Origin of the sequence: Afifella sp. H1R, from assembly GCF_021462425.1 — a bacterium.
Lineage (GTDB): Bacteria > Pseudomonadota > Alphaproteobacteria > Rhizobiales > Afifellaceae > Afifella > Afifella aestuarii.
The window spans coordinates 2,187,390-2,208,687 of the sequence record NZ_JAKEDY010000001.1; the positions used below are offsets into that span (position 1 = coordinate 2,187,390).

Consider the following 21,298-nt stretch of genomic DNA (forward strand, 5'->3'; position numbering starts at 1 on the left):
TGCCTTTGCCACACCCTGCCGCAACAAGGGATGGGGTGCATCGGCCGTATCGGTTCACGGCGCGCAATGGCAGGGAGGGCAGCATCTACGAGCAGGGCATTTATCTCGTTGTTCTGATCGGCACGGCGCTCGTGCTGGTCGCGGCTTTTTCGAGCCTCATCGCTTTCCGCTTCGGCGCCCCCCTCCTGCTCGTCTTTCTCCTGATCGGCCTCGCCGCCGGCACGGACGGGCTCGGCCTCGATTTCGACAATGCACCCGTCGCCTACTTCGTCGGCTCGCTCGCGCTCGCCGTCGTCTTGTTCGATTCAGGTTTTCGAACGCCCCTTGCCGCCTTCAAGCAGGCGGCGCTGCCGGCCTTGTCGCTCGCCACTTTCGGCGTCGTGCTGACCGCAGGCCTCGTCGGGCTGTGCACGCATTACCTCACCGACTTTTCCTGGCTCGAATCCTTCCTTCTCGGCTCCATCGTCGCCTCTACCGATGCGGCGGCGGTCTTCTTTCTGCTGCGCGTCGGCAACATTTCGATCCGCGACCGCGTGCGCTCGACGCTCGAAGTCGAATCCGGTTCCAACGACCCGATCGCCATCTTCCTCACGCTGACGCTCGTCTCGGTTCTCGCCACCGGCGAGGCGATCAAGCCGCAACAGCTCGCGGGCGACGTCCTCACCGGCTTTCTCGTGCAGATGGGGCTCGGCGTCGCCGGCGGCCTCGTCGGCGGGCGGCTCATCCTGTGGCTCGTCGAAAAGCTCGACCTCGACCGCGGCCTGATGCCGATCTTCGTTCTGGCGCTGTCGCTGATGGTCTTCGCGGCCGCCGGCGCGATCGGCGGCTCCGGCTTCCTCGCCGTCTATATCGCCGGGCTGATCGCCGGCAATGCACGGCTGCGCGCGGCCGCAAGCCTCCTGCGCTTTCAGGATGGCATGACCTGGCTTGCCCAGATCATCATGTTCCTGGTCCTCGGGCTTTTCGCCACGCCGTCGCAATTTCCGATCATCGTCGGCGACGCGATCGCCATCGGGCTCTTTCTGATCTTCATCGGCCGTCCCCTCGCCGTCGCGCTGTGTCTCATCCCCTTTCGCTTTCCGCGTGCGGAGACGGCGTTCGTCTCCTGGGTCGGCCTGCGCGGTGCCGTTTCCATCCTGCTCGCGATCACGCCCCTCATCTCGGAGATCCCGAACGGCCGCGCCCTCTTCAACTTCGCCTTCATCATCGTGCTCGTCTCGCTCATCGTGCAGGGCTGGACGGTCGGCACGGTCGCGCGCCGCCTCGGTCTCGTTCTGCCGCCGCGGCTCGGACCGCTGGAGAAGGTCACGCTCGACCTTCCCGGCACACGCCACCACGAGCTCCTGACCTACCGCGTCATCGCCGACAGCCCGGTGGCACGCGGCGAGCGCATTCCGCGCTGGGCTCGGCCCTCGCTCGTGCTGCGCAGCGGCCGCTCGCTCTCCTTCCAGGATGCAGGACGCCTCCAACCGGGCGATTACGTCTACATCGTCATTCCCGGCGCCTTTCCGCATCTTCTCGACCGGCTTTTCGCAAGCCGCGCCGAGCTCGACCCGCAGGACGTCGAATTCTTCGGGGATTTCACCGTCGATCCGCAGCGTCCGGCGCGCGAATTGGCCGAGGCCTATGAGCTGGAGCTTGCCGCCGAAGAGGCCGATTGGACGATCGCCGAACTCATCGCGGCGCGTGTCAGCGGCACCCCGGAATATGGCGACCGCGTCGTTCTCGGCGATATCGAACTCATCGTCCGCGACGCCGATCCGAAGGGCCGCATCACCTCTGTCGGCGTGTCCCTCGACCCGCCGAAACCCTCCGAAAGCATCGTGACCATATTGAGCGTGGGCGGCATCTGGCACTGGCTCACCACCCCCTTCCGCCGCGGCAAAGACGAAGAAAAGCCGCGCACAAAAGCCCATCTCGACAGCCTGCAGAAGGAGGCGCGTCCCACGCGCACAGCCCCCGCCGAGGAAGCTTGAGCGCCGCTTGCCTTCGCCCGTTCTGCCTGTATGTTCCCGGGCGAATATTCATGTGATGGGGGAGAATTCATGGCCAGTTTCCGCACACTTGACGATGCGGGTGACATCACCGGCAAGCGCGTTCTGCTGCGTGTCGATCTGAACGTGCCGGTGCACGACGGGCGCGTCACCGACCGCACCCGCATCGAGCGGGTGGCGGGCACCATCCGCGAGCTCTCTGACAAGGGCGCGCGCGTTGCCCTCCTCGCCCATTTCGGCCGCCCGAAAGGCAAGCCCGTGCCGGAGATGTCGCTCGGCCAGATCGCCGGCGATGTGGCCGAGGTGATCGGCAAGCCCGTGGAATTCTGCGAAGATTGCATCGGCGACAAGGCGGCCCACGCCATCGACAGCCTCGGCAATGGCGGCATCGTGCTTCTGGAGAACACCCGCTTCTATGCGGGCGAGGAAAAGAACGACGCGGACTTCACCGCCGAACTCGCCAAGAACGGCGACATCTACGTCAACGACGCCTTTTCGGCCGCGCACCGCGCCCACGCCTCCACCGAGGGCCTCGCCCACCACATGCCGGCCTATGCGGGCCGTGCCATGCAGGAGGAGTTGGAGGCTCTCGAGAAGGCGCTCGGCCGTCCGAGACGTCCGGTCCTCGCCATCGTCGGCGGCGCCAAGGTGTCCACCAAGATCGACCTTCTCGCCAATCTCGTGAAGAAGGTGGACGCGCTCGTCATCGGCGGCGGCATGGCGAATACGTTTCTGCATGCCAAGGGCGTCGCCATCGGCAAGTCGCTGTGCGAGGCAGATCTTGCCGAAACCGCCCGCCGCATCATGACGGAGGCGGCCTCCTCCGCCTGTGCCATCGTGCTGCCGCAGGACGTCGTGGTCGCCAAGGAATTCAAGGAGAACGCGGCCTGCGAAACGCTTCCCCTCGACAAGGTGCCCGACGACGGCATGATCCTCGACGTCGGCCCTGAGAGCATCGCCGCCGTCAACGAATGGATCGACAAGGCCGAAACCCTCGTCTGGAACGGCCCGCTCGGCGCTTTCGAGACGAAGCCGTTCGACAAGGCGACGGTCGCCTGCGCCCGCCATGCGGCGGAGGCCACCAGGGCCGGTTCGCTCATCTCGGTCGCCGGCGGCGGCGACACCGTCTCCGCCCTGCATCAGGCAGGCGTCGCGGACGATTTTTCCTACGTTTCGACCGCCGGCGGAGCCTTCCTGGAATGGATGGAAGGCAAGGAACTGCCGGGCGTCACGGCCTTGAAGAAGGCCTGATCGGCCCAACATTGGCCACACCGGCCTGCATCCTGCGGGCACTTGGAACGGAGGATTGAATGACGGAACGCCTCGAAGACATCGCCAACAAGATGGTGGCGGAAGGCAAGGGCATCCTTGCGGCCGACGAAAGCACCGGCACCATCAAGAAGCGCTTCGATACGATCAGCCTCACCTCGACGGAGGAATCGCGCCGCGACTATCGCGAAATGCTGTTCCGCGCCGACGCGATGAAGGACTACATTTCCGGCGTCATTCTCTTCGACGAAACTCTTCGCCAGGCGGCGCGCGACGGCACGCCGTTTTCCAGGATCATTCAGGATGCGGGCGCGGTCCCCGGCATCAAGGTCGATCAGGGCGCCAAGGACATGGCGCTCTCGCCGGGTGAGAAGGTCACGGAAGGCCTCACGGGTCTGCGCGGTCGCCTCAAGGAATATTACGAACTCGGCGCGCGTTTCGCCAAATGGCGCGCCGTCATCACCATCGACGGCCCGCTGCCGTCCTGGAACTGCGTCAAGGCGAACGCCCATGCGCTCGCCCGCTATGCGGCGCTCTGCCAGGAAAACGGCATCGTCCCGATCGTCGAGCCGGAAGTGCTGATGGATGGCGAGCGCGCCAAGCACGACATCGACCGCTGCTACGAGGTCACGGAGTGGACCTTGAAGACGGTCTTCACCGAGCTCTACGACGCCAATGTCATGCTGGAAGGCATGATCTTGAAGCCGAACATGATCGTCCCGGGCGATCATTCCGGCCAGAAGGCGAGCGTCGAAGAGGTCGCGGAGAAGACGCTGCGTTGCCTCAAATCCTGCGTGCCGCCGGCCGTTCCGGGCATCGCCTTCCTCTCCGGCGGTCAGTCGGACGAACAGGCGACGGCGCATCTCTCCGCCATGAACGCCATGGGCCAGCTTCCCTGGAAGCTCACCTACTCCTACGGCCGCGCCCTGCAGACGGCAGCTCTCAACGCCTGGGGCGGCAAGATGGAGAACGAGGCCGCCGGTCAGCGCGCCTTCAACCACCGTGCGCGCATGAATTCGCTTGCGGCGACGGGCCGGTGGAGCGAAACGGAGGAGAAGAAGGCCGCCTGAGGCCTCTCTCAAACAATCGCCGAATTTGCGACGTTGAGGAGGCGGAGACGCCTCCTTTCGTTTATGTGCCAGGACGATGACCCAGAAAACCGATGCCGATCAGATGACGCCCCGGCCGGCGGAAGACGAAGCCCTCCCACCGCAGATCTTTTTGATCGCGCCATCCTCCGGGGACGAGACGAAGGACGTCGAGGCGCTCGAAACCGCCCTTGCCGCCGCGCCCGTGGCGGCCGTCCTCATCACCGCCTCGCCGAGCGAGACCGAGACCGAGGCACGCGCCCGCCGCCTCGTCCCCGTTATCCAGGCGGCCGGCGCTGCAGCGCTCCTTGAGAATTTCACCCGTGCCGCGGGCCATGTCGGCGCCGACGGGGTGCATATCGCCAACGGTCACCAGAACCTCGTCATCGCCGCGGAGAGCTTTCGCCCGCAGCGCATCGTCGGCGCGGGCAAGCTCAAGACGCGCGACATCGCCATGCTCGCCGGCGAACTCGACATCGATTATCTCTTCTTCGGCGAACCCGACGGCGACAGCCACGATGAGCCGCATCCGAAGGCACTCGCTCTTGCCGAATGGTGGGCGAGCATGATGGAGGTTCCGGCCGTCATCATGGCCGGCGCGAGCCTTGAGACCCTGCCTCAGGCCGTGGCGACGGGGGCCGAATTCGTGGCCCTCCGCCGCGCTGTCTGGGAAGCGCCGGACGGCCCGGCGGAAGCCATGCGGCGCGTCTCCGACATCATCCTGCAGCGGCCGGTGGCGGCATGAAGCCTCTCTCCGCCCCGGCCCTTGTCGTTGCCGCGACGCTCCTCTCGACGGGCTTTGCATCGTCTGCGTTCGCCCAAAGCGGCACGCCTCTGACACCGCCCGATGCGGCCGGCGGGCAGGCCCCTGGAAGCCCCAAAGCAACGCTGCCCTCGCCCATTCCACCGAAAGCGCCCGGAACCCCGACGGTCGATGGCCTCGGCGCCTCGATTCCGTCGGAAGAGATCGACAGCCGGCAGCTCGAAAACCGCATCGACCAGTCTCTGAAGGATGCCGGCCTCGTCCCGGACAGCAATGTCGATCGGGCCTATGGCGCGTTCCAGCGCGGGCATTTTCTGACCGCCTTCGCGATCGCCCTGCAGCAGGCGGAAGCCGGCAGAACGGCGGCCCAGACCCTTCTCGGCGAACTCCTGTCCCGCGGTCTCGGCGTCAAGACGGACTACAAGGAAGCCGCCGGCTGGTACGAACTTGCGGCCAAGGCCGGCGACCGCGAAGCGCTCTACGCGCTCGGCCGGCTTTATCTCGACGGCCGCGGCGTCGAGCAGGACGACGCCAAGGCGGCCACCTATTTTCAGCGTGCGGCAGATCTCGGGCAGCCGGTCGCCGAGCGCGAACTCGCCTATCTCCTCTTGCAGGGCAAGGGCGTCGAGAAGAACGCCATGCTGGCCGCAGCGCATTTGCGCAATGCCGCGCGCGCCGGCGACAGCGATGCGCAATACGCCTTGGCCGGCCTTTACCGCGAGGGCGTCGGTGTCGTTGCCAATCCCGCCGAAGCCGCCCGCTGGTATGCGACGGCGGCCCGCAATGGCCATATCGCCTCGCAGATCGAATACGCCATCATGCTGTTCAACGGCGAAGGTCTGAGAAAAGACGAAAAGACGGCCGCGCAATGGTTTCGCCAGGCCGCTCTTGCCGACAATCCGGTGGGCGAATTGCGCTACGCCAAGCTCCTGAAGGACGGGCTCGGCGTCGACAAGGACGAGGTCGAAGCCGCGCGCTGGTATCTCATCGCCCGCTCCCACGGCCTCAAGGAGCCGTTCATGGAAGGCTGGCTGATGGGTCTTCCCTCCGGTATCCGCAAGGAAGCCGACGCCAGGGTCGCCTCATGGCCGGGCGTGCCGACGCCGCAACCCGCCGCCGCAGGCTCAGGAACAGGCGCCACAGGCCGCCAGGGCGCCCGAGCCCCTCAAGACCCAGCCCCGCAAAGAAAAATGGAACCCGAGGCAGCCGCTGCCGGTTCTGCGAATGGGAGTGATGGGCCTCGGACCAAAGAGCCCGACCGGCTGCCGACGGGGGCTTCGCCGAAAGTGACGCACTCTCCTGGGGAAACAGGAGCTGCTGTGGACAAGCCAGGCGAATAGGGCTATATCGCCTCCGCCCGGTCGTACGGCGGCAGCGGGCACTCCAACTGTTATTCTTTGGGCGTATGCGGCGGCGGACGCGGTCTGCCACCTGCCCGATACTTCCGCCGCGGGTTTCTGTGGCAAGTGAAAGAGACGAAAGGAACGGGATCAACGTGCAAGTCGTCGTCAGAGACAACAATGTCGATCAGGCGCTGAAAGCGCTGAAGAAGAAGATGCAGCGTGAAGGCATCTTCCGTGAAATGAAGCTGCGTAACTTCTACGAGAAACCGTCTGAGAAGAAGGCGCGCGAGAAGGCCGAGGCGATCCGCCGGGCGCGCAAACTGGCCCGCAAGCGGGCGCAGCGCGAAGGCCTCATCCCTGGCAAGCGGCGCGGCCGGTAAGCTTCCCTCGACACATCCGCCCTTATTCGCATTGGGCTCGCGACTTGAGGAACACCGCTTCTATGGCGAAAGCATCCTCTTTGCGTTCTTGGCTGGCCGCCGGTGCTCTTGCACTGGCCGTGGCCGGCTGTCAGTCGCTCGGCAATAACGGGCTGTCGAACATCTCGGTCGATCCCGATACGGGGTCGGAAGCCAATATCGGATCTTTGACTTCGGTCATCGAGCGCAATCCGCGCGATCCGGCGGCTTACAATGTGCGCGGCGCAGCGTACGGCAAGGCGGGCGAATACAAGCGGGCGTTGGATGACTTCAACACCGCTTTGCAGCTCGACCCGAATTTTGCGCCGGCCTATGCCAATCGGGGCCTCATCCACCGCCTGCGCGGGGATACCCAGGAGGCGTTCAACGATTACAGCCGGGCGATCCAGGCCGACCCGAACTACGCCACGGCCTATGTTGGGCGCGGGACGATCTATCGCCAGCAGGGCCGCCTCAGCGAAGCTCTGTCGGATTACAGCTCCGCCGTGCGCCTCGATCCAACGGATCCGCAGGCCTTCCACAACCAGGGCCTCGCCTATCAGGCTTCGGGCAACCATACGGCCGCGATCGAATCCTTCACCAAGGCGATCGGCCTCTCGCCGCTGGCCTCCGAGCCCTTCAATGGCCGCGGCCAGAGCTACATGGCCATCGGCGATTTCAAGACGGCACTCGACGATTTCGATGAAGCCGTGAAGCGCGATCGCAATTCCTACATCGCCTGGACGAATCAGGGTCTGGCTTTGGAAGCCCTCGGCGACCGCAAGAAGGCGTTCAATTCCTTCGCCCGCGCCTCGACCCTCAACCCGCGCTATCAGCCGGCCAAAGAAGGCATGCACCGCACCAGCTCGACCTGAGCCGCGGGGACCTTCCCTCGCCTGCGTGATCAGAGCTCAGGCGATTTCATCCACATCGGAATGATCGGCAGGCAGGTTTTCTCGGCCTGCATCGTCACCGTCTGGCGCGTCGTCGCATGCCCCAGCGGAGAGCCTCCGCGCCTTTCCGGCCGAGGCGGAGCGGCTGCCGCTCTTCTCCGCAAGGCAGGAAAGGGCGATCTTCAGGAGGTTGGCGCAATGGCGGTGGCAGGCGGCCTCCGCGGCAATCGCATCGTGCCGGTCGATCGCGGACGCGATTTCCCGCATCCCCCTCAGACATTCTTCCATATAGCGCTCGCCGCCGACGCCGGCGGCGCGCAATTGCCGCTGCCGCAGATAGATTGAACTGAGTGCGCTGGCGGCGAGCCGATTGCCCGCCCCCTCCATGATGGTCGCACCGAAGCGGCCGGCGATTTCGAAGAAGCCGGGCCCGTCGAGCGGCGGCTCGATCTCGGCCAGCTCATCGGCGATGTGGCGGAGTTCGGCGCGGCTCTTTTTGCTCGCCTTGTCGGCGAATTGCGCGGCGACCAGCCCTTCGAGAACCGCCCGGGTGGCGTAGATGTCGTCAGCTTCTTTTTTGCCGCAGGGCGCCACGATCGCGCCCTTGTGCGGCACCGAGACGGCAAGCCCCTCGCTCTCGAGAGCGCGCAGCGCTTCGCGCAGCGACGTCCGGCTGATGCCGAGGGCCTGGCAGAGATGGCGTTCGCGCAAAGGCGTTCCCGGCGGGAGCTCGCCCGAGGCAATGGCCTCGCGCAACCGCTCCGTCAGCCGCGCGCGCAACGGGGTCGCAGACGCCACGTCGGAGACGATCTTCGTCAGCATGGCGCAGCCCCCGCGCTGCGACGGAGATGCCGCCACGGTCGCGCAACTGACTCGTTAGCTCGCCTTGAGACAATTCCGGCACGAAAAACTGTGCAGTATCCCAATATATGAAATGTCGCGGTGAAGCCGGCCCGCACCCGCCCTGCTCCATAGAATGCGGGAGCCGCTGACGCCTGCCGGCTCTTTGGAAGGAAGGTCATATCCCCCTGGAGCGTTTTGTATTTCTATGTCCCGCCGCAATAAGCCTTTTACTGCCGCTGAATGACTGGATCAATATTCCTGAGTGATTGCGGCCTGCGACCATTGGCGGATTGAATCTTAAGCTGACGAGCGAACGCAGAATAAATTGCCAAGGCCGTTCAGCTCGCCGCCCCTTTCGGCTAGACAGCGTCATCATAAAAGGAAACGCCTGAAAGGTTCTCTCATGCCCCCATCGACTGCAGCAGGATCGCTCGATCTTGAGCACCTTCGCGAATGGATCGGCCGCAGCGAGACGGTGCGCGACGTCGTCACACCGCATCTCGTCGCCGCCTTCCGCGCCACGATGGATGTGGAGCCCGGCACGCCGAAACCGGGCGAGGAGGCCCCCGCCGCAATTCACTGGTGCCTCGCGCCGGCCACCGTGCCGATGTCCGGACTTGGTCCGGACGGACATCCAAGCCGCGGAGGCTTTCTGCCGCCCGTGCCGCTGCCGCGCCGCATGTGGGCCGGTGGTCGCCTCGAATTGGAAGGTCCGATCGTCGTCGGAGACGAGGTCGAGCGGCGCTCGCTGGTGCGCGACGTCGTGCGCAAGGAGGGCCGCACCGGCGAGCTCTGCTTCGTGACCGTCGACCACGAGATCTCCACGAGCCGCGGCCTCGCCATTCGCGAGCGCCAGGATCTCGTTTATCGCGAGGCAGCCCCGACAAGCCCGGCCGCGTCACCGCGTTCTCAGCAGGCCGCGGCAAAACCGTCGCCGGAGGCTCCGCAGGCGGAACAGCAAAGACCGGTCACCGCCGATGCGGTGCGCCTCTTCCGCTATTCGGCGCTCACCTTCAACGGCCACCGCATCCATTACGATCGCCGCTATTGCATCGAAGAGGAAGGCTATCCGGGCCTCGTCGTGCACGGCCCCATGCAGGCGACCTGGCTTCTGCATTACGCCGCCGAGCTCAAAGGAGAGCTTCCGAAAACCTTCGATTTCCGCGGCGTCAAACCGTTCTTCGACGGCACTCCGGCCACGCTCAACGCCACGGAGAAGGACGACGGCCTTTCCCTCTGGGTCGCAGCCGACGGCGCCCCCACCATGCAGGCCTCCGCCGCCTGGTAGGCAATATCGATTGCCGAACCGCGCCTCAGCACTTCGCTGAGGCGGAGGATCTGGGATTGGTGCGAAAGGGTCTTAGGCGACCTGGCGCTCGGCCTTTTTCACCATTTCCGCGCCGTAATCGCCGAAGAGGAAGCCGTTGGCGAATTCCGCTTCCGGCAACAGCGCGGCGAGCTTCGCCTGCGCCTCGTCTCCCGAAATCTTGCGGTCGAGGCGCTGGCGATAGAGCTCCGCCACCGCGACCATGTCGCAATCGTGCGGCGACAGGCGGAAGGAATTGACGCCGGCCTGCATCAGGATGTCGAGCTCGCCGAGGGCGCTGCCATAAGCGAACGACAGCGTCTGCACGCCGTTGATGGCCAGAAAATCCCCGCCGTCGAGCGTCTTCACCGGCAGCCCGTCGGCATCGAGGCCACAGACGAACTGGCAGGAATCCTTCGACACTTTGTGGATGCGCGCGTGATAGCAGCGCCCGGAAATGGCGAGCGGCACGCGCCCGAAAGCCCACACTTCCGTGTCGAGATCGAGGGCAGAACCCGCCTTTGCCAGGCTCTCCACCGAGGCAATCGGCAGTTCCGGCGGCAGGCACACATGCTTGGCCCCGCGTCCGGCGAGCCAGGACAGCGTGCCCTCGTTGTAGACGTTCACGAGCGGCCCGACGGCGATCTTCCGCCCCGGCTCCAGATAGCGCAGCATGGTGAGGTCGTTGACCTCGATCACATGCTCTTCGTCCTTGGCGAGCCCGGCGCCCGCCTTGCGCTCGCGCGGCAGTGTGATGAGCGCCAGCGACGACAGCACGACCTCCTTGCCGGCCGCCTCCAGCCGCTCCACGGCCTCGCTGATGACGTCGTTGTAGAACGGCAGCCGTTTGGAGCAGACGACTTCGCCGAGACAGACGCGATCGACCGGCGCTTCGTCGGCGATCCGGGCATAGAAGTCCGCCCATTTCTCCACCGGCCAGTTGAACAGGACGGGTCCGAGCGTGAGCAATGCTTGTCCGGCCACGGTTACACCTCTTATCGTTTTGTGAGACCGGCGCTCAGCGCCAGGTCTTGCTGTAAGCGCCGGAGGTCGTCGTCTGACCCTCCGTCAGCCGCTGGAGTTCGTTCGCCATGATCGGCAGGCCCTTGGCCTGTGCCTCCACCGCTTTGCGGAAGGTGTGCACCACGGTCTTCGTATAGGAGCGGCTGCGCTGCCGGCCCTCGATCTTGAGCGCCGTCACGCCGGCGGAGGCGAATTCGGTGATCAGCGTCGCCGCGTCGAGGCTCGCCGGATCCTCGAACACATGCCCCTGATAATCGCCGGCCTGGAAGCAGCCCTTGCACAGCGTCGGATAAGGCGCCGGCGCGTCCTTCTTCACCCGGTTGATGGTGAAATCGCCAAGCCCGCAGACGAGCTCGCTGCCCTCTTCCTTGTAATGCACGTGGCTTGCCGGCGAACAGGCGCCGTTCATGTTGGGCGAGCGCCCGGTCGCGTAAGCGGACAGCGCGCAGCGCCCCTCCGCCATCACGCACAGCCCGCCGAAGACGAACACCTCCGTCTCGCATTCGATCTCGCGGTTGATCGCGGCGATCTCCTGCACGGTCAAAACGCGCGGCAGCACCACGCGCCGCACGCCGAAAGTCTCGGCATAGAAATTGATCGCGTCGGGATTGGCGGCGGCCGCCTGCACCGAAAGATGCCGGCGCAGCCCCGGCTGATGGTTGGCGGCGTAATCGAGCAGCCCGACATCGGCAAGGATCACCGCGTCGGCGCCGAACCGGGCCGCATCGTCAACGGCCGCCCGCCAGAGTTCGGGCGCGCCGGCGCGGGGAAAGGTGTTGATGGCGACGAGAACCTTCGAGCCGCGCCGATGCGCGTAGTCGATCGATTCTTCCATCTCGGCCCGCGAGAAATTCAGGCCCGGGAAGTTGCGCGCATTGGTTTCGTCGCGGAAGCCGCAATAGACCGTGTCGGCGCCCGCCTCGACGGCGGCGCGAAGCGCGGCCGGAGTGCCGGCCGGGCAGACGAGCTCAAGGGGTTTCACGTAAAGGCCTCGTTCTCATCGCTGCGGGAAAGGGGAAGCCCGGTGATCCGGGCGGCAACGGGCGTCACGCCGCGCAGAAACGGCTCGATCGCCGGCCGGAACGGCCCGAAGGCGATCGCCGCCTCCTCCATCAGATCGATTTCGGCATCGTCGAGCGCATTGCGCAGCGCCAGCACCGCCTCCGTATCGCCCTCGATGATGATATCGCGCGAGAAGAACAGCGCGTCGCCATCGAAGGTGCCGTGGATCATGCCCATCAGCGCGCCGAGCGGACCGGCGATTCGGCCGTCCCACGCGCCTGCCCGCTCACGCCGCAGTGGCTCCACGGTCGGATGCTCCGGATCGGGCTTCAGACGAAAGACGAAAGGCAGATCCGTCGGATCGATCAAAAACACCTTCTCGGCATGATGATCGAGCCGCAGAAACAGCCCCGGGCGACGGCGAATCAGCCCGGAAACCAGCCTCTCCAGCATGAGCCGCAACGGCAGAAGCGGCAAAGGACGCATGAGCAGGCGCACGGGCGCCGGCACTGCGACGATATTGGGGGAAGTTTGCATCACCGTCCAATCCAGCGACAAACAAACGGGAACGTCCTTGATCTAGCTCAAAGCAGCCGCCCTGCCCCTGCCGCATCGAGCCACAGAGGAGGCGCCGGTGACCTTTCGAGACCTGCCACATTTCCGCAATCTGCGTGACTTCCTGAGGCATCTCGAAGGTGCGGGGGACTTCCGGCACATTTCGGCGCCGGTTTCCATGGTGCACGAAGTCACGGAGATCCACCGCCGCGTCCTGCAGGCGGGTGGACCGGCGCTGCAGCTCGACAATGCGCGCGATGCGGCAGGCGAGCCGGCCTCGATGCCGGTCGTCGTCAATCTCTTCGGCACGGTCGAGCGCGTCGCCGCCGGCTTCGGGGTGAAGAAGGAGCGCCTCGGAGAGCTCGGCGAGATGATGGCGTCGCTGCGCGCGCCACAGCCGCCGAGCGGCCTGCGCGATGCGATCGCGCATCTGCCCATGCTGAAGGCGGCGCTCAACACGCGCCCCGACAGCGTGCGCAACGCCCCCTGCCAGGCGGAGGTGCTGCGCGGGGCGGACGCAAAACTCTCCCGCCTGCCGATCCAGACCTGCTGGCCGGGCGAACCGGCACCGCTCATTTCCTGGCCGCTCGTCATCACCCGTCCGCCCGAGAACGGACCGCTCAATGTCGGCGTCTACCGGCTGCAGGTTCTCGACGACACGCATCTCATCACCCGCTGGCTTGCCCATCGCGGCGGCGCCGCCCATCACCGCGCCTGGGCGAAGCAGGGCAAGGACATGCCGGTAGCGATCGTCATCGGCGCCGATCCCGCCACCCTCCTCTCGGCCGTGATGCCGATCCCCGAAACCCTGTCGGAGCTCGATTTCGCCGGCCTCATCCGCGGCGAACGACCGAAAGTGGTGCAGGGGCTGACGGTCCCCCTCCCCGTGCCGTCGGAAGCGGAGATCGTCATCGAAGGCTATGTTTCGGCGGAAGAGACGGCACCCGAAGGGCCTTACGGCGACCACACCGGCTATTACAACGCCGTCGAGCCCTTCCCGGTGATGCGCGTGACGGCGATCACCCATCGCCGCGATCCCTTGTATCTTTCCACCTTCACCGGCCGCCCGCCGGACGAGCCATCGGTCATGGGCGAGGCGCTCAACTATCTCGCCAAGCCGCTCATCATTCAGCAGATGCCGGAAATCTCCGACGTCTGGCTGCCGCCGGACGCCTGCTCCTACCGGCTCGCCATCGTCTCCATCAAGAAGCGCTATCCGGGCCAGGCGCGGCGCGTCATGATGGGCATGTGGGGGATGCTGCCGCAGTTCAGCTACACCAAGGGCATCGTCGTCGTCGACGACGACATCGACGTCCACAACGGCGCCGACGTCCTGTGGGCCCTGTCGACGCGCATGGACCCTTCGCGCGACCTCGTGCAGCTGGAATCGACCCCCATCGACTATCTCGATTTCGCTTCGCCGGAATTCGGCCTCGGCGGCAAGCTCGGCATCGATGCGACCAACAAGATCGGCGCGGAGACGCACCGCGAATGGGGCACGGTTCTCGACATGTCGCCGGAGGTGAAGGCGCGCGTCGATCAGATGTGGCCAAAACTCGGCCTTTCCGGCCTCGATCAGATCCGCTCCCTGCGCAAGACCGGCTGAGCGCAGAACCTCTCTCTACTCCGGCAGCCGGAGCACTGCCTCGAACCCGTCTTCGCGCCCCGCGGCCGGCGAGGACAGCGTGAGCTCCGCGCCCGAGCCCGCCGCGATCGCCTGCGCGATGGCGAGACCGAGCCCGGCGCCCTTGGCGCGCGTCGCCCCGCGTTCAAAGCGCCCGCGCAGGCGTTTCAGCTCGTCGGAGCCGACGACGGCCCCACCATTGACGACCCGCACGACATTGTCGCTCGGCACCTCGATCTCGATCATCCCCTTCGGCTCGCCGTGCTTCAGCGCATTCTCGATGAGATTGCGCACAAGGATCGCAAACGCGTCGGCATCCATATGCGAGACGAGGCAGCCGTTTGTGACAAGCCGCAGACGCGCGTTTTCCGGTTCGGCGCGGCGGAATTCTTCGACGAGATGCTCAAGAACCACCGTCAGATCCTGCTCAACCTCGGCGATCAGCCCGGCGCCTTCGGCGCGTGCGAGCTGCATCAGCTTTTCCGAGAGGGACGACAGCCGCGTCAGCCCCGCCTCGATGTGGCGCCCACGCTCGCGCACCGCCTCGTCCTTGCTGACGGCGATGAGCCGCTGCGTGTGGGCGAGTGCCGCCGCGATCGGGGTGCGCAGCTCATGGGCGCTGTTCGCCGTGAAACTCCGCTCCGCCTCGAGCGCCCGCCGCAGCCGCTCCATCAGCCGGTTGACGGCATCGGCGATCGGTTCGATCTCCGCCGGCAGTCCACCGTCCGCGATCGGCGACAGATCGCCCTCGCCGCGCGCTTCGATGGCACCGCGAAACGACCGGATCGGCCGAATGCTGACGCGCACGAACCACCACACGCCAAAAAGACTTGCCGGGATGAGCCCGAGGAGCGGCAGGAACAGCGTTCCCGCGGCCTCGAGCGCCGCCTCGCGGCGATGGGCGAGCGTTTCGGCGACCTCCATGATGATCGTGCCGCTCACCGCCTTCTCGCCATAGATGCGATGCGTCTTCGTCGTGCGGAAACCATGCGCCGGCGTGTCGGGGAAATCCGCCGGGACGGCATCGTGCGATTGCATCAGAATCCGGCCCTTCGAATCGCGCACGAGATAGGTCAGAAACTCCTTGTGCTCGCCGATCGGCGTGACCCGGCGCCCACCCGCCCCCGCGCTCCTTTCCACGATATCGAGGACGGCGAGAGGCAACAGCCGTTGCGCGGTCTCCTGCAGCGCGCTGTCATAGGCCTCGTCCAGCTCTTCGCGGATCACCAAGCCGGCCGCGATCGCTGCCGCCAGCCACATCGCCGTGACCCCGATCGCCAGCCCGAGGCTCAGGCGGCGCTGCAGGCTCGGCGCACCCGTCCAGATCCGCCACATCATCGTTTCAGCCGGTAGCCCATGCCACGCACGGTCTCGATCCTGTCATGCCCGAGCTTCTTGCGCAGGCGGCTGATATGCACCTCGATCGTGTTGCTCTCCACCTCCGCGCCGAAGGGATAAAGCCGCTCTTCGAGCTGCGTCTTCGACAGAAGCGTCCCGGGATGCTGGAGAAGGCCTTCGAGCAGCGCCCACTCGCGCGCCGTCACCTCCACCGGACGCCCGCTGCGATAGACGGAGCGGCCGGCGAGATCGAATTCGATGTCGCCGAGCGTCACGAGCGGATTGGGATTTCCGGCATAGCGTCGTGACACGGCGGCAAGCCGCGCCGACAGCTCCGACAGATTGAACGGTTTGACGAGATAATCGTCGGCGCCGGAATTGAGCCCGGCGATCCGGTCGGAGATCTGGTCGCGCGCCGTCAGGATGATGACGGGCGTCACGTCTCCGCCGCTGCGCAGCCGGCGCAGCAGGCCGAGCCCCGGCCCGTCCGGCAGCATCAAATCGAGAAGCAAGAGATCGTAAGGCGTGGAATGGATCGCCGCGTCCGCATCGGCGATCGTCTCGACCCAGTCGATCGCATGTCCCTCATCGGCGATGTGTTCATGCACGGCGTCGCCGAGAAGCCGATCGTCTTCCACGAGCAGAACCCGCATCGTCGCCCCCGAACTTTATGCGCGAAACTTCCCCCGATACGGGGGGAACCTGAAGCCAGCCTGAAGCCCAGAAAATCGTGCTTCAGGCTGGCTTCAGGCACCACCCCCATCTTGCTCCCATGGCCGATGCGCAAAGGCCGATCCGACTGGAGAGCAAGATGAAGAAGCTTATCACCGCAACCGTTCTGACGCTCGGCGCAATGACCGCCGGCACCGCTTTCGCAAGCGACGACGCACGCTGCAACGCCCCGATGGCCGAATGGCAGCCGCGCGAAGCGCTGCAGCAGCAGCTTGAGAGCAAGGGCTGGGAAGTCCGCCAGATCAAGACCGAAGACGGCTGCTACGAAGCCTATGCGATCGACGATCAGGGCAAGCGCGTCGAAGCCTATTTCGACCCGAAGACCCTCGAGATGGTGCGCCAGGGCCGCGGGGACCGCGACTGAGATGGACGCACCGACGATCAAGGTCTGGGACCCCCTCGTCAGGCTCTTTCACTGGAGCCTGGTGGCGAGCTTCACCGTCGCCTGGCTCACCGGCGACGAAGTGATGTCGGTGCATGAATGGGCGGGATATGCGGCCGGCGCCCTCGTCGCCTTCCGCGTCCTTTGGGGTCTCGTCGGCCCCAAATATGCCCGCTTCGGCCAGTTCGTCCGCTCGCCTGGCAATGTCACCCGCTACCTCAAGGCGGCGGTGCGAGGCGATGAGCCCCGCTACATCGGTCACAACCCGCTCGGCGCCTTGATGGTCCTCGCTCTCATCCTGGCCATGGCCGCGACGGCCGTCACCGGCTGGATGATGACGCTCGATGCCTATTGGGGCGTGGACTGGGTGGAAGAGACCCATGAAGCCCTCGCCAACATCATGCTCGTCATGGTGCTCGCACATGTCGTCGGCGTGCTCTTCGAGAGCTACCGCCACAAGGAGAACCTCGTCAAAGCTATGATCGGCGGCAGCAAACGTGCCCCCCGCCCCGCCGACATCGCTTGACGAGCGTTGCGGCGCCCCGGCCTCGCCGGGGCGCCGTTTTCATGTCTCTCGCCATGTTCAGGTTTCGCCAAGCCGCGCACAGGCAAGACAGAGCCGCGCCATCGGATCGGCCTTCAGACGGCCGAAGGCGATCGGCTCCTCGCAGCTCGCGCAATAGCCGTATTCCCCGTCAGACAGTCGTCTGAGCGCCGCCTTCAGCCCGTCGATGCGGGCCGTCCTGCGTTTCTGGGAGGCAAGCGCCATCGCCTGCACCTGCATCGCATCCATACGCGAAATCCGTCCGACGCTCTGCTGGTCGAGTTCGACAGGCCGGCTTCCCTCCGACCCCGTCTCCGACAGCGCCTCAAGCTCGGCGAGTTCGTCTTCGATGCGCCGACGCAATTCGGCGATCTGTGTGGGATCGAAATCGTCCATGTTTCCCCCCGGGGCTCTTCGATCGAAATGTGTCGCGGTGCGGCGTCAGACGATGTCCTCGGCCGGCAGCGCCACTTTCTGCGACACGCCGAAAGCCGCAAGGACGGCCGCGGCGAGGCCGAGTGCGACGAAGCCCGTCGCGATCGTCGCAATCGACAGGCCGCTGTCGAGCGCTAGGCCGAGCACGGCCGGCCCCGCGGCCGTTCCTGCCACCATCAGCATCGCCGCAAAACTCCGCACCGTCCCGAGCCGGGCCACGCCGTAGACCTCCGCCCAGACCGAGCCGAAAGTCGTCTGCACCAAGCCTGACGACAAGCCGAGACAGACAAAGAAGGTAATGAGCGCAAAGACGCTCGACGACGATCCCATCACCGCGATTCCGACGAACAGCGGCAGATTCATCAGCGGCACCATGCGCCGCGCCGTCAACCGGTCGACAATGAAACCGGAGACGATGAGCCCGCAGAGGTCGCCCACCGCCATCAGCGTGAAACCGGTTGCGATCAATCCACCCGGCCATCCCTGCGCCTCGCCGATCGGCACGATGTGGAAGGTGAGCGCGGTCGCCGTGAAGGGCATGTAGACGAGGATCGGCAGCGCCAGCCAGAAATAGCGCGTCGTGGCGACGATCTTGAGCCCGTCGAGAACCCGCGGCGCCGGCGCACCCGCCGCCCGCGCGAGCGGCGTCGTGAAGCGCGATTGCTGGCGCGTCAGCCACAAAAGCCATGGCAGGGCGACGGCGATCAGGAAGACGCCGACGCTCGCATAGGCAGCGCGCCACCCGATCTCGCCGATCAGGAAGGCGGCGAGATTGGGCGTGACGGCGATCGCGAGCGGCAGGCCCATCGCCGTGATCGACAGCGCCAATCCGCGGCGATTGACGAAATAGCGCGCCACCGAGGTCGCCTGGATATGCGTCATCAGCCCCTGCCCGCACATCCGCAAAAACAGGAACGAGACGAAGAGCATGAGGCCGTTTTCGACCAGCGATGCGGACAGGCAGGCGGCGGCGAGACCGGCGAGCACGATCGTCACGTAAAGCCGGAGATCGACCCGGTCGATCCAATGCCCGACCGCCGGCAACAGGCTCGCAGACGTCAGCGTCGCGGCGAGATAGATGCCGCCCATTTCGGCGCTCGAATAGCCGAGGCTCGCCGCGATCGGCGCCACGAAGAGCGCGATGAAGAAGGTCTGCCCAGGGCTCGACAGAAAGGCCGAGGAGGCCCCGAAAGCGAGGATGCGCGGCTCGGCGCGAAACAAGTGCAGATGTCTGGAAAGCATGAGGTCCAAAAAGAGAGGGCGGCCCGGGGCACGGGAAATACCAGGAGAAGGGTATGAGGCTAAGCGGGCGGCGACCGCTTCCGGCCACCGCCACTCAACGACCTAAACCAATTTCCGCCGCAGCCAACCCCCGGCGCCGCCTCGACCTGCTCCCCTCAGCGCGCGCCGAGACCGACCTTCTCGCTCCAGGCCGGAAAATCCGGCCGCCGCAACACCGAGGTCACGATCGTGAGCCCGGCCCCGATCGCGCCCATCGTGAAGATGGCGCGCAAGGTGTATTCCACGGTGAAAAGCAGCGTCGCATGGGCGTCGACCGGCGCCTGCGCGGTCAATTCCATCAGCCCCATGATCCCTTGCGATGCGGCACTTCCCGGCACCATCGGGATGCAGCCGGCGACGGCGAGAACGTTTCCGGCAGGCCCGAAGCGATCCGGCAGAAGGTTGAGGAGGCGCACGGCGACGCCGACGGCGGCCGCCGCCATGAACGACGCGGCGGCAAGGCTCCAGCCGAGTTCGAGGCCGACCGTGCGCACGCTGAGCGCCAGCCCGCCGGCCAGCGCTGCCCAGAACAAGGTGCGCCAGCCGAAATTGAAGAGAATGCCGAAGCCGAAGGCGGCCGTCGCTCCAAAGAATGCCTGATGCAGAACCCCGTGCACGACCGGCGCCGCCCTGGGTCCGCCGACGCCGAGCGCCATCTGCGCGGCCCACACACCGATGGTGATGAAGACGAGGATCATCAGAACTGTCATGGCGCGGGCACTGCCCATCGTCGGATAGCCCTCCATGATGTCCGTCTGCGCATTGAGCACGGGCACGCCCGGCACCAGCAAAAGCACGGACGAGAACATCGCCGTCTGCAGCATCGGGCTCGCCAGGAGCTCCGAGCCGAAGCCGGCGGTGGTGGCCGCGACACAGGCGACGATCGCCGCCACCACGAAGGGATTGGTGTGCGCCTTGAGCAGGAAATGCCGCACCGCCTGACCCAGCGCCCCGCCGATGAGGACCGGCATGAAGGCCGACCAGTCGATGCCCAAAAGCCGTCCGAAGGAGGCGCAGGCGAGCCCGACGGCGAGCGCCACAAGATACCAGGGATGGCGCGGCGTCTTGGTGACGAGATGCGTCAGCGCCTCGATGGTCGAGGCGACCGTCATGTCATGATGCTTCACCCGCGTGCACAGCCGGCGCACGCCATGGTTCAGGCGCAGATTGACGCCATGGGCCCCGACCGTGCGCATGCGGGTGATGGTGTTGTCGCCGCTCGTCACCGTCAGCGACAGCGAGGCAAAGCCGATGCGGGCGTGGATCTGATCCGCGCCGAGCCCTTCGGCGACCATCGTCATGCCCTGGCGCACGACATCGGTCTTCGCCCCGGTTTCGACGAGCGTCCGCCCGACAGCCAACGCCGTCATGGCGATCTTTTCCAAATTTCTGTGGCGCATCACGACCGGATCGTTTCTGTCCGTCATTTCGTCTCCTGTGTCCGCCACGCGGCGGATTGATCCGAAGGCGCCCTCCCACGCCTGCCGCGTAGCACAAGATCGTGCGCGATTGAGATCGCGGATGACGAAGACGGAAAATTTTCTCAGAGAAATCGTCGCAAGCGAGGCTTGCCTGGACCGGAGATGCCCTCAGAGGAGGTGCATGTCGGCATGGCTCCAGCCGGAGACGATCATGAAGACGCCGATCGCGGCCACCAGCATCGCCGAAAGGTAGGGCGCCTTCGCCATCACCGCATCGAAGCGCGACGAGCGCGCGGAGATGAAGCCGATACCGAGCGCGGCGACGGCCCCGACGGCGACGAGCATCAAGGCGAGACCGGTGCTGAAAGCGGCCACCAGCGTGATGCCGAGCCAGAATTTTCCGATCTGCAGGCAGAGAAGCAGCACGGTGATCGCCGCGGCGCAGGGAATGAGCCCACCGGAAAGCCCGAACAGGATCGTCTGCCAGGTCGAGGTCTTGCCCGCCCCGATCCGCGTTTCGAGATCGCGCGCATGCGCGGCGGCATGCGCATCGAGCCCCGCATGATCATGCTCATGCGGGTGATCATGAGCGTGCGGGTGATCATGAGCGTGCGCGTGATCGTGCGGATGCGGGTGCTCGTGCTCATGCCCGTGACCATGATCGTGGTCGTGGTCATGCCCGTGATCATGCGCCCCATGCGAATGTGTTCTGCCCGTCCTGGCCGATCGTTGCGTCTGCCACAGCATCCACATCGCGATCGCCAGGATGATCGCACCCGAAATCATCACGAAGAAGGGTTCTGTCTTCTCGCCGATCAACTCGGACCCGAAGCGCATGCCGAGGATCGCCAGAACCCAGACGATGAGCGAATGCGACAGCGCCGCCGCAACGCCGAGAAGGGCCGCCTGCCCCACCGTGCCGCGGATCGCGACGATATAAGCGGCGATCATCGTCTTCGAATGCCCGGGCTCCAACCCGTGCAGCGCGCCGAGAACGAGCGCCATGGCCGCGAGAAGGACCGGATTGCTGCCGCCCGCGGCGATCATCCCGCTCATATCCATGG

Annotated in this window: 21 protein-coding genes; 11 read left to right on the forward strand and 10 right to left on the reverse strand. The window is 65.8% G+C overall.

Features of this window, described 5'->3' with window-relative positions; genetic code table 11:
• Nucleotides 1–35: 35 nt before the first annotated feature.
• The 7 genes from L0F51_RS10380 to L0F51_RS10410 all read left to right on the forward strand — a co-directional run bounded on the left by L0F51_RS10380 (nt 36) and on the right by L0F51_RS10410 (nt 7,730).
• Complete coding sequence (locus tag L0F51_RS10380; RefSeq protein WP_370642347.1) at nt 36–1,976, forward strand: potassium/proton antiporter; 1,941 nt, start codon at nt 36–38, stop codon at nt 1,974–1,976.
• A gap of 69 nt (nt 1,977–2,045) precedes the next feature.
• Nucleotides 2,046–3,245, forward strand: coding sequence for a phosphoglycerate kinase (pgk, locus tag L0F51_RS10385; RefSeq protein WP_234629079.1), 1,200 nt, complete (start codon nt 2,046–2,048; stop codon nt 3,243–3,245).
• A 59-nt stretch (nt 3,246–3,304) separates the two neighbouring features.
• Nucleotides 3,305–4,333 carry a class I fructose-bisphosphate aldolase gene (locus L0F51_RS10390; RefSeq protein ID WP_234629080.1) on the forward strand — a complete coding sequence of 343 codons (1,029 nt, stop codon included), beginning with the start codon at nt 3,305–3,307 and terminating at the stop codon, nt 4,331–4,333.
• A 76-nt stretch (nt 4,334–4,409) separates the two neighbouring features.
• Nucleotides 4,410–5,096 carry a thiamine phosphate synthase gene (locus tag L0F51_RS10395; RefSeq protein WP_234629081.1) on the forward strand — a complete coding sequence of 229 codons (687 nt, stop codon included), beginning with the start codon at nt 4,410–4,412 and terminating at the stop codon, nt 5,094–5,096.
• Complete coding sequence (locus L0F51_RS10400; RefSeq protein WP_234629082.1) at nt 5,093–6,454, forward strand: tetratricopeptide repeat protein; 1,362 nt, start codon at nt 5,093–5,095, stop codon at nt 6,452–6,454. The genes L0F51_RS10395 and L0F51_RS10400 overlap by 4 nt, the downstream gene beginning before the upstream one ends.
• Before the next feature lie 98 nt (nt 6,455–6,552).
• On the forward strand, nt 6,553–6,837 hold the full coding sequence (gene rpsU, locus L0F51_RS10405; protein ID WP_370642386.1) for a 30S ribosomal protein S21: 285 nt from the start codon (nt 6,553–6,555) through the stop codon (nt 6,835–6,837).
• A 62-nt stretch (nt 6,838–6,899) separates the two neighbouring features.
• On the forward strand, nt 6,900–7,730 hold the full coding sequence (locus tag L0F51_RS10410; RefSeq protein WP_234629084.1) for a tetratricopeptide repeat protein: 831 nt from the start codon (nt 6,900–6,902) through the stop codon (nt 7,728–7,730).
• A 36-nt stretch (nt 7,731–7,766) separates the two neighbouring features.
• Here L0F51_RS10410 and L0F51_RS10415 read toward each other — a convergent pair whose 3' ends face one another.
• Complete coding sequence (locus tag L0F51_RS10415; RefSeq protein WP_234629085.1) at nt 7,767–8,570, reverse strand: GntR family transcriptional regulator; 804 nt, start codon at nt 8,568–8,570, stop codon at nt 7,767–7,769.
• Nucleotides 8,571–8,994: 424 nt separating this feature from the next.
• Between L0F51_RS10415 and L0F51_RS10420 the strand changes: the two genes are divergently transcribed.
• Nucleotides 8,995–9,879 carry a MaoC family dehydratase N-terminal domain-containing protein gene (locus L0F51_RS10420; RefSeq protein ID WP_234629086.1) on the forward strand — a complete coding sequence of 295 codons (885 nt, stop codon included), beginning with the start codon at nt 8,995–8,997 and terminating at the stop codon, nt 9,877–9,879.
• 72 nt (nt 9,880–9,951) lie between these two features.
• Here the strand turns inward: L0F51_RS10420 and L0F51_RS10425 are convergent, their stop codons facing one another.
• The 3 genes from L0F51_RS10425 to L0F51_RS10435 are packed head-to-tail and all read right to left on the reverse strand — an operon-like array spanning nt 9,952 to nt 12,459.
• Entirely contained in the window at nt 9,952–10,881 is a 930-nt protein-coding gene (locus L0F51_RS10425; RefSeq protein ID WP_234629087.1) for a U32 family peptidase, read from the reverse strand.
• Between the two features lie 34 nt (nt 10,882–10,915).
• Nucleotides 10,916–11,902: a peptidase U32 family protein gene (locus L0F51_RS10430; protein WP_092816403.1), complete on the reverse strand. Its 987-nt coding sequence runs from the start codon at nt 11,900–11,902 to the stop codon at nt 10,916–10,918.
• Nucleotides 11,899–12,459, reverse strand: a complete 561-nt coding sequence (locus L0F51_RS10435; RefSeq protein WP_234629402.1) for an SCP2 domain-containing protein — start codon at nt 12,457–12,459, stop codon at nt 11,899–11,901. The genes L0F51_RS10430 and L0F51_RS10435 overlap by 4 nt, the downstream gene beginning before the upstream one ends.
• 97 nt (nt 12,460–12,556) lie before the next feature.
• Here L0F51_RS10435 and L0F51_RS10440 point away from each other — a divergent pair, with 97 nt between their 5' ends.
• The gene (locus L0F51_RS10440) at nt 12,557–14,083 is read left to right on the forward strand and encodes a UbiD family decarboxylase (RefSeq protein ID WP_234629088.1); all 1,527 of its coding nucleotides are present in this window, start codon (nt 12,557–12,559) and stop codon (nt 14,081–14,083) included.
• A gap of 15 nt (nt 14,084–14,098) precedes the next feature.
• On the opposite strand, the gene L0F51_RS10445 is transcribed toward L0F51_RS10440, so the two are convergent.
• Together L0F51_RS10445 and L0F51_RS10450 are read right to left on the reverse strand one after the other, a co-directional pair.
• On the reverse strand, nt 14,099–15,439 hold the full coding sequence (locus L0F51_RS10445; RefSeq protein ID WP_234629089.1) for an ATP-binding protein: 1,341 nt from the start codon (nt 15,437–15,439) through the stop codon (nt 14,099–14,101).
• The gene (locus tag L0F51_RS10450) at nt 15,436–16,092 is read right to left on the reverse strand and encodes a response regulator transcription factor (protein ID WP_234629090.1); all 657 of its coding nucleotides are present in this window, start codon (nt 16,090–16,092) and stop codon (nt 15,436–15,438) included. The genes L0F51_RS10445 and L0F51_RS10450 overlap by 4 nt, the downstream gene beginning before the upstream one ends.
• Before the next feature lie 158 nt (nt 16,093–16,250).
• On the opposite strand from L0F51_RS10450, the gene L0F51_RS10455 reads away from it, so the two are divergent.
• A complete protein-coding gene (locus tag L0F51_RS10455) occupies nt 16,251–16,535 on the forward strand; it encodes a PepSY domain-containing protein (protein WP_128290951.1) in 285 nt (94 codons plus the stop codon).
• Between the two features lies 1 nt (nt 16,536).
• Nucleotides 16,537–17,079: a cytochrome b/b6 domain-containing protein gene (locus L0F51_RS10460; protein WP_234629091.1), complete on the forward strand. Its 543-nt coding sequence runs from the start codon at nt 16,537–16,539 to the stop codon at nt 17,077–17,079.
• 57 nt (nt 17,080–17,136) lie between these two features.
• Here the strand turns inward: L0F51_RS10460 and L0F51_RS10465 are convergent, their stop codons facing one another.
• From L0F51_RS10465 to L0F51_RS10480, 4 genes are all read right to left on the reverse strand, one after another.
• Nucleotides 17,137–17,493 carry a TraR/DksA C4-type zinc finger protein gene (locus tag L0F51_RS10465; RefSeq protein ID WP_234629092.1) on the reverse strand — a complete coding sequence of 119 codons (357 nt, stop codon included), beginning with the start codon at nt 17,491–17,493 and terminating at the stop codon, nt 17,137–17,139.
• Nucleotides 17,494–17,538: 45 nt separating this feature from the next.
• Entirely contained in the window at nt 17,539–18,774 is a 1,236-nt protein-coding gene (locus tag L0F51_RS10470) for an MFS transporter (protein ID WP_234629093.1), read from the reverse strand.
• Nucleotides 18,775–18,929: 155 nt separating this feature from the next.
• On the reverse strand, nt 18,930–20,240 hold the full coding sequence (locus L0F51_RS10475; protein ID WP_234629094.1) for a threonine/serine exporter family protein: 1,311 nt from the start codon (nt 20,238–20,240) through the stop codon (nt 18,930–18,932).
• 162 nt (nt 20,241–20,402) lie between these two features.
• The gene (locus L0F51_RS10480) at nt 20,403–21,296 is read right to left on the reverse strand and encodes a nickel/cobalt efflux transporter (protein WP_234629095.1); all 894 of its coding nucleotides are present in this window, start codon (nt 21,294–21,296) and stop codon (nt 20,403–20,405) included.
• Nucleotides 21,297–21,298: the final 2 nt, after the last annotated feature.